Source organism: Actinomadura luteofluorescens, from assembly GCF_013409365.1.
GTDB classification, from domain to species: Bacteria; Actinomycetota; Actinomycetes; order Streptosporangiales; family Streptosporangiaceae; genus Spirillospora; species Spirillospora luteofluorescens.
Genome location: NZ_JACCBA010000001.1, coordinates 3,615,940 through 3,629,600 on the forward strand (window position 1 = coordinate 3,615,940; position 13,661 = coordinate 3,629,600).

Annotated in this window: 15 protein-coding genes; 8 read left to right on the forward strand and 7 right to left on the reverse strand. The window is 70.2% G+C overall.

The features are described 5' to 3' along the window. Positions 1 to 13 precede the first annotated feature (13 nt). The 3 genes from BJY14_RS16685 (at position 14) to BJY14_RS16695 (ending at position 3,941) form a co-directional block, all read left to right on the forward strand. On the forward strand, positions 14 to 808 hold the full coding sequence (locus BJY14_RS16685; protein WP_312879263.1) for an ABC transporter ATP-binding protein: 795 nt from the start codon (positions 14 to 16) through the stop codon (positions 806 to 808). Beyond that, positions 795 to 3,248, forward strand: a complete 2,454-nt coding sequence (locus BJY14_RS45245; RefSeq protein WP_179844452.1) for an FtsX-like permease family protein — start codon at positions 795 to 797, stop codon at positions 3,246 to 3,248. The genes BJY14_RS16685 and BJY14_RS45245 overlap by 14 nt, the downstream gene beginning before the upstream one ends. Before the next feature lie 132 nt (positions 3,249 to 3,380). Next, positions 3,381 to 3,941 (forward strand): dihydrofolate reductase family protein, encoded by a 561-nt coding sequence (locus BJY14_RS16695; protein WP_179844453.1) that lies wholly within the window; start codon positions 3,381 to 3,383, stop codon positions 3,939 to 3,941. A 47-nt stretch (positions 3,942 to 3,988) separates the two neighbouring features. Here BJY14_RS16695 and BJY14_RS16700 read toward each other — a convergent pair whose 3' ends face one another. After that, a complete protein-coding gene (locus tag BJY14_RS16700; protein ID WP_179844454.1) occupies positions 3,989 to 4,990 on the reverse strand; it encodes an RNA polymerase subunit sigma-70 in 1,002 nt (333 codons plus the stop codon). Positions 4,991 to 5,444: 454 nt separating this feature from the next. On the opposite strand from BJY14_RS16700, the gene BJY14_RS16705 reads away from it, so the two are divergent. Further along, positions 5,445 to 6,479, forward strand: a complete 1,035-nt coding sequence (locus BJY14_RS16705) for a sulfotransferase family protein (RefSeq protein ID WP_179844455.1) — start codon at positions 5,445 to 5,447, stop codon at positions 6,477 to 6,479. A gap of 60 nt (positions 6,480 to 6,539) precedes the next feature. Here the strand turns inward: BJY14_RS16705 and BJY14_RS16710 are convergent, their stop codons facing one another. Together BJY14_RS16710 and BJY14_RS16715 are read right to left on the reverse strand one after the other, a co-directional pair. Beyond that, a complete protein-coding gene (locus tag BJY14_RS16710) occupies positions 6,540 to 7,757 on the reverse strand; it encodes an NAD(P)/FAD-dependent oxidoreductase (protein WP_179844456.1) in 1,218 nt (405 codons plus the stop codon). A 124-nt stretch (positions 7,758 to 7,881) separates the two neighbouring features. Continuing rightward, positions 7,882 to 8,265 (reverse strand): DUF5997 family protein, encoded by a 384-nt coding sequence (locus BJY14_RS16715; RefSeq protein ID WP_179844457.1) that lies wholly within the window; start codon positions 8,263 to 8,265, stop codon positions 7,882 to 7,884. 54 nt (positions 8,266 to 8,319) lie between these two features. On the opposite strand from BJY14_RS16715, the gene BJY14_RS16720 reads away from it, so the two are divergent. Beyond that, the gene (locus tag BJY14_RS16720; protein WP_312879266.1) at positions 8,320 to 9,006 is read left to right on the forward strand and encodes a LysR family transcriptional regulator substrate-binding protein; all 687 of its coding nucleotides are present in this window, start codon (positions 8,320 to 8,322) and stop codon (positions 9,004 to 9,006) included. 189 nt (positions 9,007 to 9,195) lie between these two features. Here the strand turns inward: BJY14_RS16720 and BJY14_RS16725 are convergent, their stop codons facing one another. After that, positions 9,196 to 9,396, reverse strand: a complete 201-nt coding sequence (locus BJY14_RS16725) for a hypothetical protein (protein ID WP_179841656.1) — start codon at positions 9,394 to 9,396, stop codon at positions 9,196 to 9,198. 116 nt (positions 9,397 to 9,512) lie between these two features. Here BJY14_RS16725 and BJY14_RS16730 point away from each other — a divergent pair, with 116 nt between their 5' ends. Further along, positions 9,513 to 9,713: a hypothetical protein gene (locus tag BJY14_RS16730; protein WP_179844458.1), complete on the forward strand. Its 201-nt coding sequence runs from the start codon at positions 9,513 to 9,515 to the stop codon at positions 9,711 to 9,713. A 66-nt stretch (positions 9,714 to 9,779) separates the two neighbouring features. Here BJY14_RS16730 and BJY14_RS16735 read toward each other — a convergent pair whose 3' ends face one another. The 3 genes from BJY14_RS16735 to BJY14_RS16745 all read right to left on the reverse strand — a co-directional run bounded on the left by BJY14_RS16735 (position 9,780) and on the right by BJY14_RS16745 (position 12,168). Next, positions 9,780 to 10,385: a DedA family protein gene (locus BJY14_RS16735; RefSeq protein ID WP_218905427.1), complete on the reverse strand. Its 606-nt coding sequence runs from the start codon at positions 10,383 to 10,385 to the stop codon at positions 9,780 to 9,782. 202 nt (positions 10,386 to 10,587) lie between these two features. After that, positions 10,588 to 11,736 carry a serine hydrolase domain-containing protein gene (locus tag BJY14_RS16740; RefSeq protein WP_246395949.1) on the reverse strand — a complete coding sequence of 383 codons (1,149 nt, stop codon included), beginning with the start codon at positions 11,734 to 11,736 and terminating at the stop codon, positions 10,588 to 10,590. 132 nt (positions 11,737 to 11,868) lie between these two features. Beyond that, positions 11,869 to 12,168: a hypothetical protein gene (locus BJY14_RS16745; protein WP_179844460.1), complete on the reverse strand. Its 300-nt coding sequence runs from the start codon at positions 12,166 to 12,168 to the stop codon at positions 11,869 to 11,871. Between the two features lie 228 nt (positions 12,169 to 12,396). Between BJY14_RS16745 and BJY14_RS16750 the strand changes: the two genes are divergently transcribed. Together BJY14_RS16750 and BJY14_RS16755 are read left to right on the forward strand one after the other, a co-directional pair. Then, the gene (locus BJY14_RS16750; protein WP_179844461.1) at positions 12,397 to 12,648 is read left to right on the forward strand and encodes a DUF4873 domain-containing protein; all 252 of its coding nucleotides are present in this window, start codon (positions 12,397 to 12,399) and stop codon (positions 12,646 to 12,648) included. 87 nt (positions 12,649 to 12,735) lie between these two features. Further along, positions 12,736 to 13,635: a hypothetical protein gene (locus BJY14_RS16755; protein WP_179844462.1), complete on the forward strand. Its 900-nt coding sequence runs from the start codon at positions 12,736 to 12,738 to the stop codon at positions 13,633 to 13,635. The last annotated feature ends 26 nt before the right edge of the window (positions 13,636 to 13,661 follow it).

Below are 13,661 nucleotides of genomic sequence, written 5' to 3' on the forward strand. Positions count from 1 at the left end.
GGACGCCCTCCCGGTGGTGGTGCGGCTGGACAACGTGGTTCGCCGCTACGGGGCCGGTCAGGCCGAGGTGGCTGCCCTGGACGGCGTATCGCTCGACTTCGGGCGTGGAACGTTCACCGCGATCATGGGGCCGTCGGGCTCCGGCAAGTCGACGTTGCTGCACTGCGCCGCCGGGTTGGACCGTGTGGACGAAGGCCAGGTGTTGTTGGCCGGCCAGGATCCGTCGCGGCTGCCGCGGCGGACCTTGACCGAGCTGCGGCGTGACCACACCGGGTTCGTCTTCCAGGCGTTCAACCTGATCCCGACGCTGACGGCGAAGCAGAACGTGGAGCTGCCGGTGCGGCTGGCGGGCCGCGTACCCGACCCGGACCAGGTGGCACGGTCACTGGACCGTGTGGGACTCGCCGACCGCGCCCACCACCTGCCGACACAGCTTTCAGGCGGCCAGCAGCAGCGGGTGGCGGTCGCGCGTGCGCTGGTCGCCCGGCCTCGGGTGCTGTTCGCGGACGAGCCCACCGGCGCTCTGGACATCCGTTCGTCGCGGGAGGTCCTCCGCCTGCTGCGTGACACCGTGGCGCAGAGCGGAACGGCCGTGATCATGGTGACGCACGACCCCGTGGCCGCGGCGCACGCCCAGCGGGTGGCGTTCCTCGCCGACGGACGTCTCGTCGGCGAGCTGGCCGGTGCGAGCGCGGAGAAGATCGCCGCGCGCATGACGCTGCTGGAGTCCGGTCGATGGGCTGATGGTCAGGGTGGGCACGAGCCGGCCCGTTCCGACGCGATGGGAGCCATCGGTGCGCGGGATTGACCGGCTGACCTGGGAGCTGGGACTGGCCAGCGTGCGGCAGCGCTGGTCGAGCTTCGTGGGGGCGTTCGTGGCCCTGGCGGTCGGGACGCTGATCACGGCCGCCAGCATCCATGTCCTGGTGGCGACCACGAGTACACCCTCGCCAGGGCCACAGCGTTTCGCGGCGGCTGAGAGCGTCGTCGTCCCGGTCGACGGTTTCGGGACGCCGTTGCCGGCACCGGCAGGCCTTCCCCGCGAGACCGTGAATCGGGCACAGCGCGCAGGCCCGTCCGTGGTGGATCGCAGCTTCGCGGTTCGAAGCCCGACCGGGTCCGGGACCGAGGCCGTGGGCCACGGATGGTCCTCGTCGTCCCTTGCCTCCTACAAGCTGCTCTCCGGGCATCGGCCGGTCGATGACCACCAGATCGTCGTGGCGGCCGACGACACCGGCTCCGCTCACCTGGGCGAACGGGTCAGGGTGGCGACACCGCTGGGAACGGCGTGGTACACCGTCGTCGGCGCGGCCGGGAGCAAGTCGTTCGAGGACGCGGTCTTCTTCACTGACGCGGAGGCCGCTCGACTGTCCCCGGCTGTGAACGCGGTGGCCGTCCAGGCGCCGGCCTCCGCGGTTCGCGCTCGTGTGTCCGGCGAAACTGCCGGAGTACTCGACGGCGACCTGCGGCGGGTGGCGGATCCGGCCGCCGTCGGCGGTCTCGGCAGAGCCCGGTCCGTAGTGCAGATGACCACCGGGCTGTCGGTCCTGGTGGTGGTGTTCGTCCTGATCGCGACGTTCGCCTTCGTCGTCGAGCAGCGGTCGCGCGAACTGGCCCTGCTGAGTCTGGTGGGCGCCTCGCCCGCGCGGATCCGAAGGATGGTCCGTGCGGAGACCGTGGTGGTCGGCGCCGCCGCGGCACTGCTGGGATGCCTGCTCGGGATCCCCGCCAGCCTGCTGCTGCGGTCCTGGATGGTGGCGAACCACCTGGCTCCGGAGTGGTTCCACGTCGGTTTCCACCCCGTGGCGTTGGTGATCGCGTTCCTGGTCGGCATCGGAGCGGCGGTGCTCGGCTCCGCCGCCGCCTCATGGCGCGCGTCTCGCGCCCAGCCGCTCGACGCCCTGCGGGAGACGATGGCCTCGCCCCGCGTGATGTCTCCGGTGCGGTGGATACTCGGCGGCCTGATCCTGGTCGTCGCCATCACGGTCGCGCTCGTGTTCGCCGTGATCAGCCCCTCGAGCGCCGCGAATCCGGGAACCTACTTCGAGGTGCCCGTCCTTTGCGCGGCGGGTCTCGCGATTCTTTCGCCGGTGCTGGTCCGCCCAGTGGCACGGGTCGTGACCTGGCCGCTGATGCGCTTCGGCGCGCTCGCGCTGGTGCTGCGGCAGAGCACCCTCAACGGCGGACGCAGGGTGGCTGCCATCGTGACGCCGGTCGTCCTCGCCGTCGGCATGTTCGGCGGGATGATCGGCATGCAGAATTCCGGCCGGGACGCGGCCGCCCGCGAGCGCACCGCCTCGATCCAGGCCGACTTCGTCGCCACTCCGGACTTCGGCGGAACCTTCGATCTCCCAGCCGTCTCCGCCCTGCGCCACGCCGGCGGCATCCGGAGCGTCGAAGTGATCGACGAGGTCGTCACCCTGGCCACGAAGGACGGCACGGTCCTCGACGCGGTCGACGCGCGAGGCGTCGACCTCGGCGCTCTCGGCGACGTGGTGACGCCACGTGTGCGGCAAGGCTCGCTCGACGCGCTACCCGCCGGTGCCATCGTGGTCAGCCGCGACCTCGCCGCCTCCGCCGACCTGCGGATCGGCCAGCCGCTCGTGGCGCGGGCCGGCAACGGTCGTCCCGTTCCCGTGCACGTCGCCGCCGTTGTCGACTCAGTGCTCGGGGGCGGCGCGGCCTACGTGCCCAGCGAGCTCCCAGGGAGCATGCCGTCCGGCACAGCGTTCCTCCGGACCGTCCCCGGCAGGAGCGCGACACCACAGCTGAGAGAACTGCGCGAGGCCGGCGTGCGGATCGAGCCCGTCTCGACGTACGTGGCCCAAGCGAGCCAGGCCGAGAAGGAGGACTCGCATCTCGCGAACGTCGTCATCCTGGGCATCGTGATGGCTTACGCCCTCCTGGCCCTCGTCAACACCCTCGTGACGAGCGTCTCCGCGCGACGGCGAGAGATGGGCGCCCTCAGCCTCACCGGCGCCACCCACCGGCAGATCGTCGGCATCGTCGTCAGCGAGGCGGTGCTGGCCGTGGCGGTCGGCACCCTGGTCTCCATCCTCTCCGCGGGGGCGGTGCTCGGACTGCAGCACGTCACGCTGAGCCGCGTCATCGACCATCCACCTCTGGCATTGCCCTGGGCCGATTTCTTGCAGATCGTCACGCTGTGCACCGCGACAGCCGCACTCGCTGCCATCGTCGCCGGCCGGCGCACCCTCGCACGCTTCGAGGCCGTACCCACGAGCGAGTGAACGCGCCAGTGGCCAGGAAGGGCGGACCGTGCGGAACGCGAGGACTGTCTGCGGACGCAGATCGCGCACCGATTAGCTTTGCGCGCCGCGCCCGTCTTTAGGTGTGAGATCGACTCACGGAAGGCTGGCACGATGCGGAAACTGACCTACGGCATGAACCTGAGCCTGGACGGCTACGTCGCCGCGCCCGGTGACGATATCGGTTGGGGCGTGCCGAGTGACGAGTGGTTCCAGTGGTGGTCCGACCGGGTGGGGGCGACGGATCTGGCGCTGTACGGGCGCAGGTTGTGGGAGACGATGAGTTCTCACTGGCCGACCGCCGACCAGCAGCCCGGCGCCACCCCGGCGCAGATCGAGTTCGCGCGCCGCTGGCGGGACATGCCGAAGGTGGTGTTCTCCTCCACGATCGACAAGGTCGACTGGAACGCCCGCCTGGTCACCGGCGACGCGGTCACCGAGATCACCCGGCTCAGGAACGAGGACGGTGGCCTCATGGACATCAGCGGCGCCACACTCGCCGCGACGGCGATGCGGGCCGGGCTGATCGACGAGTACGTGCTGGTCACCCACCCGGTCCTGCTGGGTGGCGGCAAACCGTTCTTCACCGCGCTGGACACCTGGGTGAACCTGAACCTGGTCGAGACCCGGACGTTCCCCGACGGCGTACTCCTGACCAGGTACGAGACGAGGTGATGAGCACTGGCCAAATGCTCGGCTCCTAGGGCGGACGACTTGCCTGGTCACAGCGTCGCGGGCAGGCTCAGCCACGGTTTGTCGGTGGCGTCGAACCCGGTGAGCTCGGCGATCTTCCCGTCGACGATGTGCAGGACCGCGATGTTGAACAGACGGTATTCCGTGTCGTCGGGGGCGCGGAGGTACAGCACGGCGGCAGGCATGCGGTTGACCGTCGTGGCGACGCAGCGCCAGTCGTCGCGGCCGCGCTGGAAGAGCCCGCCGGAGACCCAGCCGTCCACCGCGTCCTCGGCCGTGACGATCAAGGTGTCCGGCAGCATCGCGAAGCGCAGGTCGTCGCGCAGCAGGGCCATCAGCCCGTCGAGGTCGTTGCGCTCATGGGCGTCGATGTACGACTTCACCACGCCGCGCTCGTCATTCGACAGCTCGTGCGTCGCGGGGCTCCGCCAGTCGAGGCGGCGGTCGGACAGCTGCTCGCGCATCGTCACGCGCGCCCGCTGCAGTGCGCTGGTCACCGATGCGACGGTCAGTTCGAGGGCGTCCGCGGCCTTCGACGCCGGCCAGCCGAGGACGTCGCGCAGGATGAACACCGCCCGCTGCCGCGGCGGCAGGTGCTGGACGGCGACGATGAACGCCAGCTCGATCGTCTCCCGCGCCACCACCGCTTCCTGCGGGTCCTCCGGAAGCATCCGATCCGGGTAGGGCTGCAGGTAGCGCACCTCCGAGCCCGCGTCCGGCAGCTCGGCAGGCACGGGTGTGCGGTCGTTGCGCTTCTCCAGGAAGTCGAGGCAGGCGTTCGTCGCGATCCGGTACAGCCAGGTCCGCAGCGCAGCGTGACCCTTGAAGGTCTCCCGCTTGTTCCACGCCCGCAGGAACGTTTCCTGCGTCATGTCCTGGGCGTCCTCGTAGTTCGCGAGCATCCGGTAGCAGTGCACCTGCAGCTCACGCCGGTAGCGCTCCGTGATGTGCGCGAACCGTGCCGTGTCATGTGAGCGGGCCGCCGCGATGAACGCGGCCCTGTCGGCGCCTGGCAGGCTGGCGTCGGTCATGGTCGTCAATCCTTCCGCGGGTGGCGAGGGGCTACCAGAACTGACGACGTGGCGAAGGATTACTGATCGGTGAAGTCGCCGGCACCGGGCCGCTCGTCATGCCGGACGGGCGGGGACGATCCAGGGGACGTGTTCGGGTCGAGCACACCCTCGTTGTCGAGGTGAGGTCCCCACAGTACGGGCGAAAAAGCAGGGCGGACATGGCTGGTCTGGCTGATCGCCCAGTACAGCGGCGGATCGGCGTTCGCCTCGATCCGGCCAACCTTCGCCTTCTGCCGTCGTCACGGCGTACCGGGTGGAAGATCCGAAGTCCGCAGGGAAGCGGCGGCGACGGGCTCACGTTGGGCAGGAGGTTGGCCGGGCCGCTCGAAGTGGGCGGCGGTAGCGGGCAGAATGCTCTGCACGGTCATCTCGTTCCGGCCGGCTGGTACTCATCTTTCCCGTGAGCGTGAACATGGACGCTGAGAAGCAAGGGACCCCCGTTCAGCCTGGCCGGCTCGCGAACCTCCGGTCCAGGTTCCGCGACGGGCAGGACCGCGCGCCGACCTCGGTCTTCGTCGTCGGCACGCTGTTCTCGGGCTCGACCCTGCTCGGGCGCGACATGACCACACGGATTCGGGACGCCCACTACGTCGGCGAGCTGAACAACTTCACGCAGATGCCCGAGTACAGCCACAAGAACGCCGGTCGGAACTGCGGGCCCTGCTCGCTGCTCGGCAAGGAGTGCCGGCACTTCACGGACGCGCTCCGGGAGCGGGTGTCGTACGGCGACATCCCCGGCATGCACCGGCGCTTCGCCCAGTCGCTGGGCGTTTCGGTGATCGTCGACGGAAGCAAGTACGTCGCGTGGCTCCGGCAGGCCATCGAACAGCAGCTCGCCGACCCGGCGAACCGGGCACTCGTGAAAGTGATCGTCACGGCGCGGAACCCGATCGCCTTCGCGATCAGCCACCGGAACCGGACGGGGGAGCCGCTGTGGCGGGGCGCGGGCATCTGGCGGGACACGTACGTGGACGCCCTCCGCACCGCCAACACGTACGGTCTGCCGCACATGGTCGTCCGCTACGAGGACCACATGGCGCGCCCGGAACGGTCACTGGAGCGGCTGGCCGGCTTCCTGCACCTCCCGCTGGACTCCGAGCCCGACAACACGAGGATCCACGACACCGGCGGCAATTGGAGCTCCTTCGTCCCGTACGTGGGAAGAGAGCAGCTCGAGACGCACATCCGGCGGCTCGACGGTCCCGGGCGTGCGGAGGCGGAGGACTTCGTGCGGCATGCCCGGGCGTATTGGAACGACGCGAAGCCCCGGGAGGACGCCCGCTGGCGAGGCGGCCTGGAGGCCGGTGAGGTCAACGCGGTCCTCAGCACGCCGGGGGTGACCGACCTGGCGGGCGTCCTCGGCTACAACGTCGCGGAGATCGTCCACGCGGCCGTCCGGGGCACGCCGCCGAAGCCCCGCAAACCCATGCCCGCCGCCGAGCAGTGACGCACGCTGCTCGGCCGGCTTCCCCGCCTGGCCTGAGTTCGACGGCGAGGGCCACGCGGCTCAGTCGGGCAGGTCGGCCAGGGCGGCTTCGGCGGCGCGGCGGCCGGAGACCAGGGCGCCTTGGATGGATCCGGTGTCGCGGTGGTCTCCGCATACGTAGCGGCCCCTGCGTATCCGCACCGGGCGCCGCAGCCGCAGTGGCGGAAGCATCGCCGGAAGAGCGCCTTTGATCGGATAAGTGGCGATCAGCTCCCACGCGGCGGTGTCACCGTAGATCTCGTCCAGCCGCCCGCGCACGCGCGACTCGTCGGTATCGATCCCGAGCACGGAGGTCGAGATGAGCGCGCGGCCGTCGGCGGAGTACTCGGGCGCCGCGTCGGTGAGCACGAGGGTGTCGGTGATGATCCCCTCGGCGTCCAGGATCTGCACGGGCTCCTCCAGCGGGGACTTCGGCGCCGAGTGGTAGAAGGTGGTGACGTCCCGCATGACGGGCGCCTCGACCTCGGGGACGAGGGCGGCTGCCTGGGCGGGGTCGGTCGCCACGATGACGGCATCGGCCTCGACCGTCTTCCCATCGGAGGTCTGCACCCCCTCGCCGGTGACCGCTCGCACGGCGGTCTCCAGCGACAGCGCTCCGTCCGGCAGCCGCGCCGCGAGTTGCTCCGCCATCCGTCCCATCCCGAGAGCGGGAACGCCGATCGTGCCGCGTGCGAACGACCGCCAGATCAGGTGGAAGAAGCGGCTCGACGTCTCCAGTTCCCGTTCCAGCAGCACTCCGGCCAGGAACGGGCGCAGCAGCTTTTCGATCATCTGGTCGGAAATGCCCCAGTGGCGAAGCTCCGCGGCCGTGCCGCGGTCGGTCTGGTGCAGGATCCGCGAGGTGGGGAACGTCAGGTCGCGAGCGGTCATCGCGGCCACCGCGGCCTTGTCGCGGACGGAGCCGATATCGGCAAGGGCGCCGCTCAGCGCATGCCGGGGGTGCCTCCACGGGAGCATCACGCGCTCACGCCGTCCCTCATGGAAGACGAGCAGACCGGAGGCGAACGGCCTCAGGTCCAGGGCCTGGATGTCCAGGACACGCCTGGCCTCGGGATAGGCCGTATTGAAGACCTGGAACCCCCGGTCAAGACGGAATCCGTCGACGATATCGGTCCGCGTCCTGCCCCCGACCCAGTCGGACGCCTCCAGCACCTGCACCGGCACCCCGGCCTCATGCAGCCTCACCGCACACGCCAGCCCGGCCAGGCCGGCACCGACGACCACCACGGCACCAGTCACCAGACCCCCACCTTCCGTAACGGCCCCCCGGATGGGCGGTTTGACCTCACGGTCCTCCTGCCCATCCTGTGGCCCCTTACCCGGTCACCCCCCGTCGTGCCGTGCGGGCCGTAGTGGTTCTGGGTCAGGCCTTGGTGCGCTGCTGCTTGAGGCGGAGTTCCTCTTCGCGGACCTTGGCTCGGGTGGCTTGCTCGCGTTCCAGCCACTCGGGGTTTTCGGCCTTCAGATCCTCGATCTCGGCGGTGGTGAGGGGGCCCGTGATGCCGCCGCGGGCCAGGCCTGAGGCGGAGACACGGAGTTTGGTGGCGACGACCTGGCGGGGGTGGGGGCCCTCGCGGCGAAGGTCGGTGAGCCATGCGGGCGGGTTGGCCTGGAGCGCGTTCAGTTCGTCCCGGGAGACAGGGCCTTCCTGGAACTCGGCGGGCGCTGCCGACAGCAGGATCCCCAGCTTCTTGGCCGCGGTCGCGGACTTCATGGTCTGCGGGGTCTTCGCCTTGGACGTGCTCATGACTCAAGGGTAGCCAGCGGAAGGGGGCTGCCCGGACGTGACTAGGCTGAGGGAGTGACCGAAGGTGAGTTCCGGCTGGCCTACGTGCCGGGGGTGACGCCCGCGAAGTGGGCTGGGGTGTGGGCCGAGCGGGTGCGAGACGTGCCGCTTCGGCTGGTGCAGGTCCCCGCCGCCGATATCGTCCCCCTGCTGCGCAAGGGTGATGTGGACGCGGCGTTCGTGCGCCTGCCCGTCGACCGCGAGGCCCTCCACGTGATCCCGCTGTACCTGGAGACGACCGTCGTGGTGGTGCCCAAGGACCACGCGGTGGCCGCGGCGGAGGAGGTGGAGCTTGCCGATCTCGCCGACGAGGACGTGTTCGAGCCGCTCGACGAGGTCCTGACCTGGGACGAGCGCCCCGGGCAGCCGGCCTTCACCCGTCCCGAGCACACCGCTGAGGCGATCGAGTTGGTGGCGTCGGGGACCGGCACCCTGCTGCTCCCGCAGTCTTTGGCCCGCCTCCACCACCGCAGAGACCTCACCTACCGCACGGTGACCGACGCTCCTCAATCCCAGATCGGCCTGGCCTGGCTCGAGGTCGAGACGACCGACCTCATGGAGGAACTGATCGGCATCGTCCGCGGCCGCACCCCCAACAGCTCCCGCGGCCGCAACGCCCAACAGCGGCCCGCCACCAAGAAGCCGCCGCGCCAGCGCTCCACCCCCAAGCAGCACCGCCGCCAAAAGCGCCGCCGGACGTGAAGAGACGCCCCAATCTGCGGGGCGCGATTCCGCGGCGCTACCGGGTCACTGCCAGGTGAACACGACCCGCGTGCCCTCGGGGGTGGTCACCTCGACGTCGCGAGTACGCCACGGCGTATCCCTCGGCCCGGCCACGCTGCCCGGCACGAGATCCGAACACGCCTCGACGAGGGGATCTACCGTCGCCCCTCACGCGGCGTGAGGGTCAAGCCCGAAGCTGATCCCCGCGGCGAGGCCGAGCCGCCACAGCCCCGACGGCACGTTCACCAGAGCGATGACGTGCGCGGCCCACACGGCCCACCGGGGCACCCCTGGAACGGTCCTCCACGGCGACGTCCGGTTCCCGGACCGCGAGACGTCTCCTACCGGGCGAGGCAACAGCGTGGTCATCACAACCTCCTGGAGTAAGGGCCGATCACGGCCCGTCTGGCCTGGTGATCTCCGTCCTGGCACAAACGTGCCGTTCCGCACCTGGTGGCCGGCTCCCCCGCCAGCGTGGATCGCCTGTGCCCTGTTCCCTCCCGCGGGGGAAGTCGGCGCCGCAGCCGACTTTGCGCTGGCCACAGCCTGCCGACCAGGCGAGGACTGCCCCCGACTACTTCAGCGACTCCCACTACTTCGCCACCGACATCGCTGGGGTCGTCCTCACCCGGATCGAACGACCGGCCGTGGTCATCGCGCTCTCTGGCGGCCTGGCCAAGGGCTGAGGACGCTTCGCCGCGTCGGAGACGCGCGAGGTTTCACCGGAATGGCCGGCGCGAAGCATGGCGTTCTCAACGGTCGTCCGCACCGCTGTCGCCATCGCGTTTGCGATGCCTGCGTTCACGGAGCCGCCAGATGACGACGGCGAGGACGACCACAACGACGATCACGATCGCGGTGACCCGCCCGGCGACATGCTCGACCCGGGCGTATGCATGCCCGGCGAAGTATCCGAGCAGCGTGAAGGCCACGCCCCAGACCAGACCCCCGGCGGCGTTGTAGGCCAGGAACACCCGGCCCGGCATCCGCGAGACTCCGGCCAGCGCGGGCATGATCGCGCGGAAGAACGCGACGAAGCGTCCGACGAAGACGGCGGCACCGCCCCGGCGCCGGATCAGGTCGCGGGCACCGTCCACACGGTCGCGGTGGCGGCGGAGGGGACGGCTGTCCAGGATCGGCTGCCCGACATGGCGTCCGATCTGGTAGCCGACGAAGTCCCCCGCGATCGCCGCCAGGACCACGATCACGGCGAGCCACACGACGGAGACCTTCTGCTGGGCGGCCAGCGCCCCGCCGAGCACGACGGCGGTCTCACCGGGCAGAACGAAACCGAAGAACAGCGCGTCCTCGCAGAACACGAGCCCCGCGACGACCCCGTAGATGACCGGTCCGGACAACCCGGCCACCCATGACGTAACCGAGGCGAACAAGACTTCAGCGCCCCCATCCGGATCCCTGAACGCCGACGGCGCTCCGAGCCCACCCGCCGGCACCTCGCCTGCCGGACCTTTCCCCTACCCGGCGTCAATACCCCGACCGGCCGGGCCGTGCCCCCATCGGCCGGTCAGGAGTGGTGGCGCCGGGTCGACGCGGCGGCCGTCAGCAGAACACCTTGCCCGCGAAGGCATACAGCTTGTCGGCCGAGGGCGGGGAGGAGCCGAGGTTGACGGACAGGTTCATCTGCCGCCCGTCGTCGGAGCGGAGCGCGTAGGTGGTGTAGCCGATGAGCTGACCGCTGTGCCCGATCATGCGCTTGCCGCAGGGCAGCCTGTACTCCTGCAGCCCGAGCCCGTAGGCGAAACCGGCGCCGGTGGGGTGCACGGCGCGCATCGCGGCGAGCGTCGCCGGCGACAGCAGGCGCCCGCCGAGCAGCCCGTCGAGGAACCGGCCGAGGTCGCGGGTGGTGGAGATCATCTCGCCCGCCGCCCAGTCCAGGGAAGGGTTCATGCGGGTGGCGTCCACGGTCCGCCCGTCCGGCAGCAGCGCGTAGCCGTGCGCGTGCGGGCGCGGGAGCCCGGGCCGGTCGCCGGGAACGATCGTCTGGGTCAGCCGGAGCGGACGCAGCACGCGCCGTTCCACCTCGTCGCCGTAGGGCCGACCGGTCAGCCGCTCGATCAGCTTCCCCACGACCACGTAGTTGGTGTTGGAGTACCTCCAGGTGACGTCCGGGGGGTTCTGGGCGGGGGTGCGGAACGCCTGCGCGAGGAGCCGGTCGGGCTTGTAGGCGCGGAACCGCTGCGCCCCGCGCCAGCGGTTGGTGGACCATCCCGGGTCGCTCATGTAGTCGCGAAGCAGGCTGGTGTGCTGGAGGACCTGCCGCACCGTGATGCGCTCCCCGTCCGGGACGACGCCGGGCAGGTGCTCGGCCACGGGGTCGTCGAGCCGCAGCCGTCGCTCGTCGACGAGTTGCAGCAGGACGGTCGCCGCGAACGTCTTGGTGACGCTGCCGATCCGGAAGTACCCGGCCGGGTCGGCGGGCCGTCCCGTCCGGACGTCGGACAGGCCCGCCGCGCCGGACCACTCGCCACCGCCCGCGGTTCGCACGCGGAGCAGGACGGCCGTGGCCGCCTTGGTCTTCACCAGGTCGTCCAGCATCCCCTGGAAGCCGTCCTGGGACGAGGGGGCACGGTTCGACCGTGGCTGAGCCGTATGCGCGCCGGGCACGGCGAGGACGGCCATGGCCGTCGCGAGGGTCGCCGCCGTCGCGCTGGACACCGCGAACGCCGTCCATCGAGAGATTCTGATCATGGGGGGACGCTACGGAGCCGGGCCTCTTGCCGCCCATGGGGACGGCCACCCGGCTCCCCTGCGGAAAACCGCACTCGCAAGGCGTCGTCGGGGACGCGGAACTTGCGTTACGGGCTGGCCGGCGTGGGCGTGTCAGCCGCCCAGCTTCACGACCAGCGAGCGAAGGTGCTGTGTCGCGGCGTTCTCCTGGCCGCGCTTCACCCACGCCTGGATGTGGTCGCTGACCAGTTCGGCAAGGCTCTCGCGCTCGTCATCGCTGAACTCGACCGTGGTCGTGGTGCTGGTCCGGCAGTCGTAAGCCGTGAAGAGGATGTCTCCGACCGCCTGTTCGGCCGCCGGGGGCTTCCGGTTGCGCTGAGCATGCCATCCGGCGCTGCTGTTGACGACGCCCCAGCCGTGCAGGGCTTCGTAGTTGGTGAGTTCGAGCCTCATGGGCCGGGTACCTCTCGCGAAGAGGGTGTGGCCACACCCTAGGCAGCACCTTACGCGGGTATCTCCCCCAGGCAGGCTGACCAGGCGACACGCGTGGGCGATATTCGGCACGGGCCGGGGGCCGCAGCCGCGTGTCTCCGGTTCTCCCGATCGGGAACGTCCGACCTTCGCACTATGGTGCGTTCTCATGAACACACTTCAGACCCGCTTCGATGAGAAGGCCCGGGCGTGAGCCGCTACAGGGGGCCCGCCACCCTGATCAGCGGTGAGGGAGCGGAGGTCGAGGTCTACGTCGATCTGCGCGCCAAGCAGCGGGAGTGGTCCGGGACCGCGACCATCGCCGACTTCGATGCCGACGGACCCGCCGACCAGACGCTGAGGCTTCCCGACGGCCGCGAGGCACAGGTCACGCTCGGCGGTTCGGAGGCCTGGTCCGACGTCGTCACGCTGGTCGGAAGCGGTTCGCCGCCTTTCGCCTGAGACCGGCGCCCCGGCCAGGCCCGCCCGCAGGGGCCTGCCGCGTGCGAAGAGGCCGCCTCGTTTTCGATCGTTGCCTAGATTGTGCAGATGCGTGTCCTCCTCGCCGAGCGAGTGGCTCCGTCCGCGCCTTTGACGGACGACGAAGTCGGGCTGTCGTACACGGTCGGCGCGGAGGGCGTGATCGGTGTTCTGGCGACCAGCGAACCCGGTCTGGCGCGAGGCTTCGTCCGTGGGCCGGGCCACAATTCGTTGCCGTTCTACCGGCCGCCGCCGTCCTGTCCGGCGGTGCTTTACAGCTACGTGGCGCATGAATGGCATCGGCTGGAACTGTCCTGCCTTCCCGTTTCTTACCCGCTGATCGCTCTGCTGGCGCGCGGTGAACTGCTGGTCGCCTGTCCCTGCCTCCCCTGGATCGACGGCCGCTGGGAGTCCCGTAACGCCCACGTCTTCGGCCCGGACGGAACGCATCGGCGCACTTTCGCGCTGGGCGATGACATCGAGCGGATCGTCTCGGACGATTCCGGCACCATCTGGACCACGCACGGCGAGCAAGGCTGGCCCGACTCGCTGAGCCTGGTACGTCGGGACCCGCACGGCACCTGGCTGTGGGACTCGGGGATCGCATGCCTCGACGACGCCGTCAACAGCCACGCGGGAGTCACCTGGGCGTACCGGAGCGGCTCACTGGTCCGGATACAGGCCGACCGTACGGCCGAGTACGCGTGCCCGGTGGACGACGTTCGCGCACTCGCCTTCACCGGCGACCACCTGTTGCTCGCCGGGCCCGACGACAGGCTTTCGTGGTGCGCGTTGATCGACGGTGCGATCCGGTGGCTGGACGCCGCGGAAATCGTCGGACCGGCAGGCCCTTTGCGGGATTGGCAGGTTCTCGACACCCACGGCCCTCACCTGTACCTGTACGACCATGGCGATGGATATCACCGCCTGGACATCACGGAAGAAGCACTCGGTCGCCCCACGCGTTGAATCGCGCAAGGAACAGCTGCGGTTGC

Coding starts and splice junctions, on each gene's coding strand:
- BJY14_RS16695 (WP_179844453.1), top strand. CDS start 3,381: ATGCGGAAACTGACCTACGGCATGAACCTGAGCCTGGACGGCTACGTC.
- BJY14_RS16755 (WP_179844462.1), top strand. CDS start 12,736: ATGCGTGTCCTCCTCGCCGAGCGAGTGGCTCCGTCCGCGCCTTTGACG.
- BJY14_RS16725 (WP_179841656.1), bottom strand. CDS start 9,396: ATGACCACGCTGTTGCCTCGCCCGGTAGGAGACGTCTCGCGGTCCGGG.
- BJY14_RS16700 (WP_179844454.1), bottom strand. CDS start 4,990: ATGACCGACGCCAGCCTGCCAGGCGCCGACAGGGCCGCGTTCATCGCG.
- BJY14_RS16745 (WP_179844460.1), bottom strand. CDS start 12,168: ATGAGGCTCGAACTCACCAACTACGAAGCCCTGCACGGCTGGGGCGTC.
- BJY14_RS16715 (WP_179844457.1), bottom strand. CDS start 8,265: ATGAGCACGTCCAAGGCGAAGACCCCGCAGACCATGAAGTCCGCGACC.
- BJY14_RS16705 (WP_179844455.1), top strand. CDS start 5,445: ATGGACGCTGAGAAGCAAGGGACCCCCGTTCAGCCTGGCCGGCTCGCG.
- BJY14_RS16740 (WP_246395949.1), bottom strand. CDS start 11,736: ATGATCAGAATCTCTCGATGGACGGCGTTCGCGGTGTCCAGCGCGACG.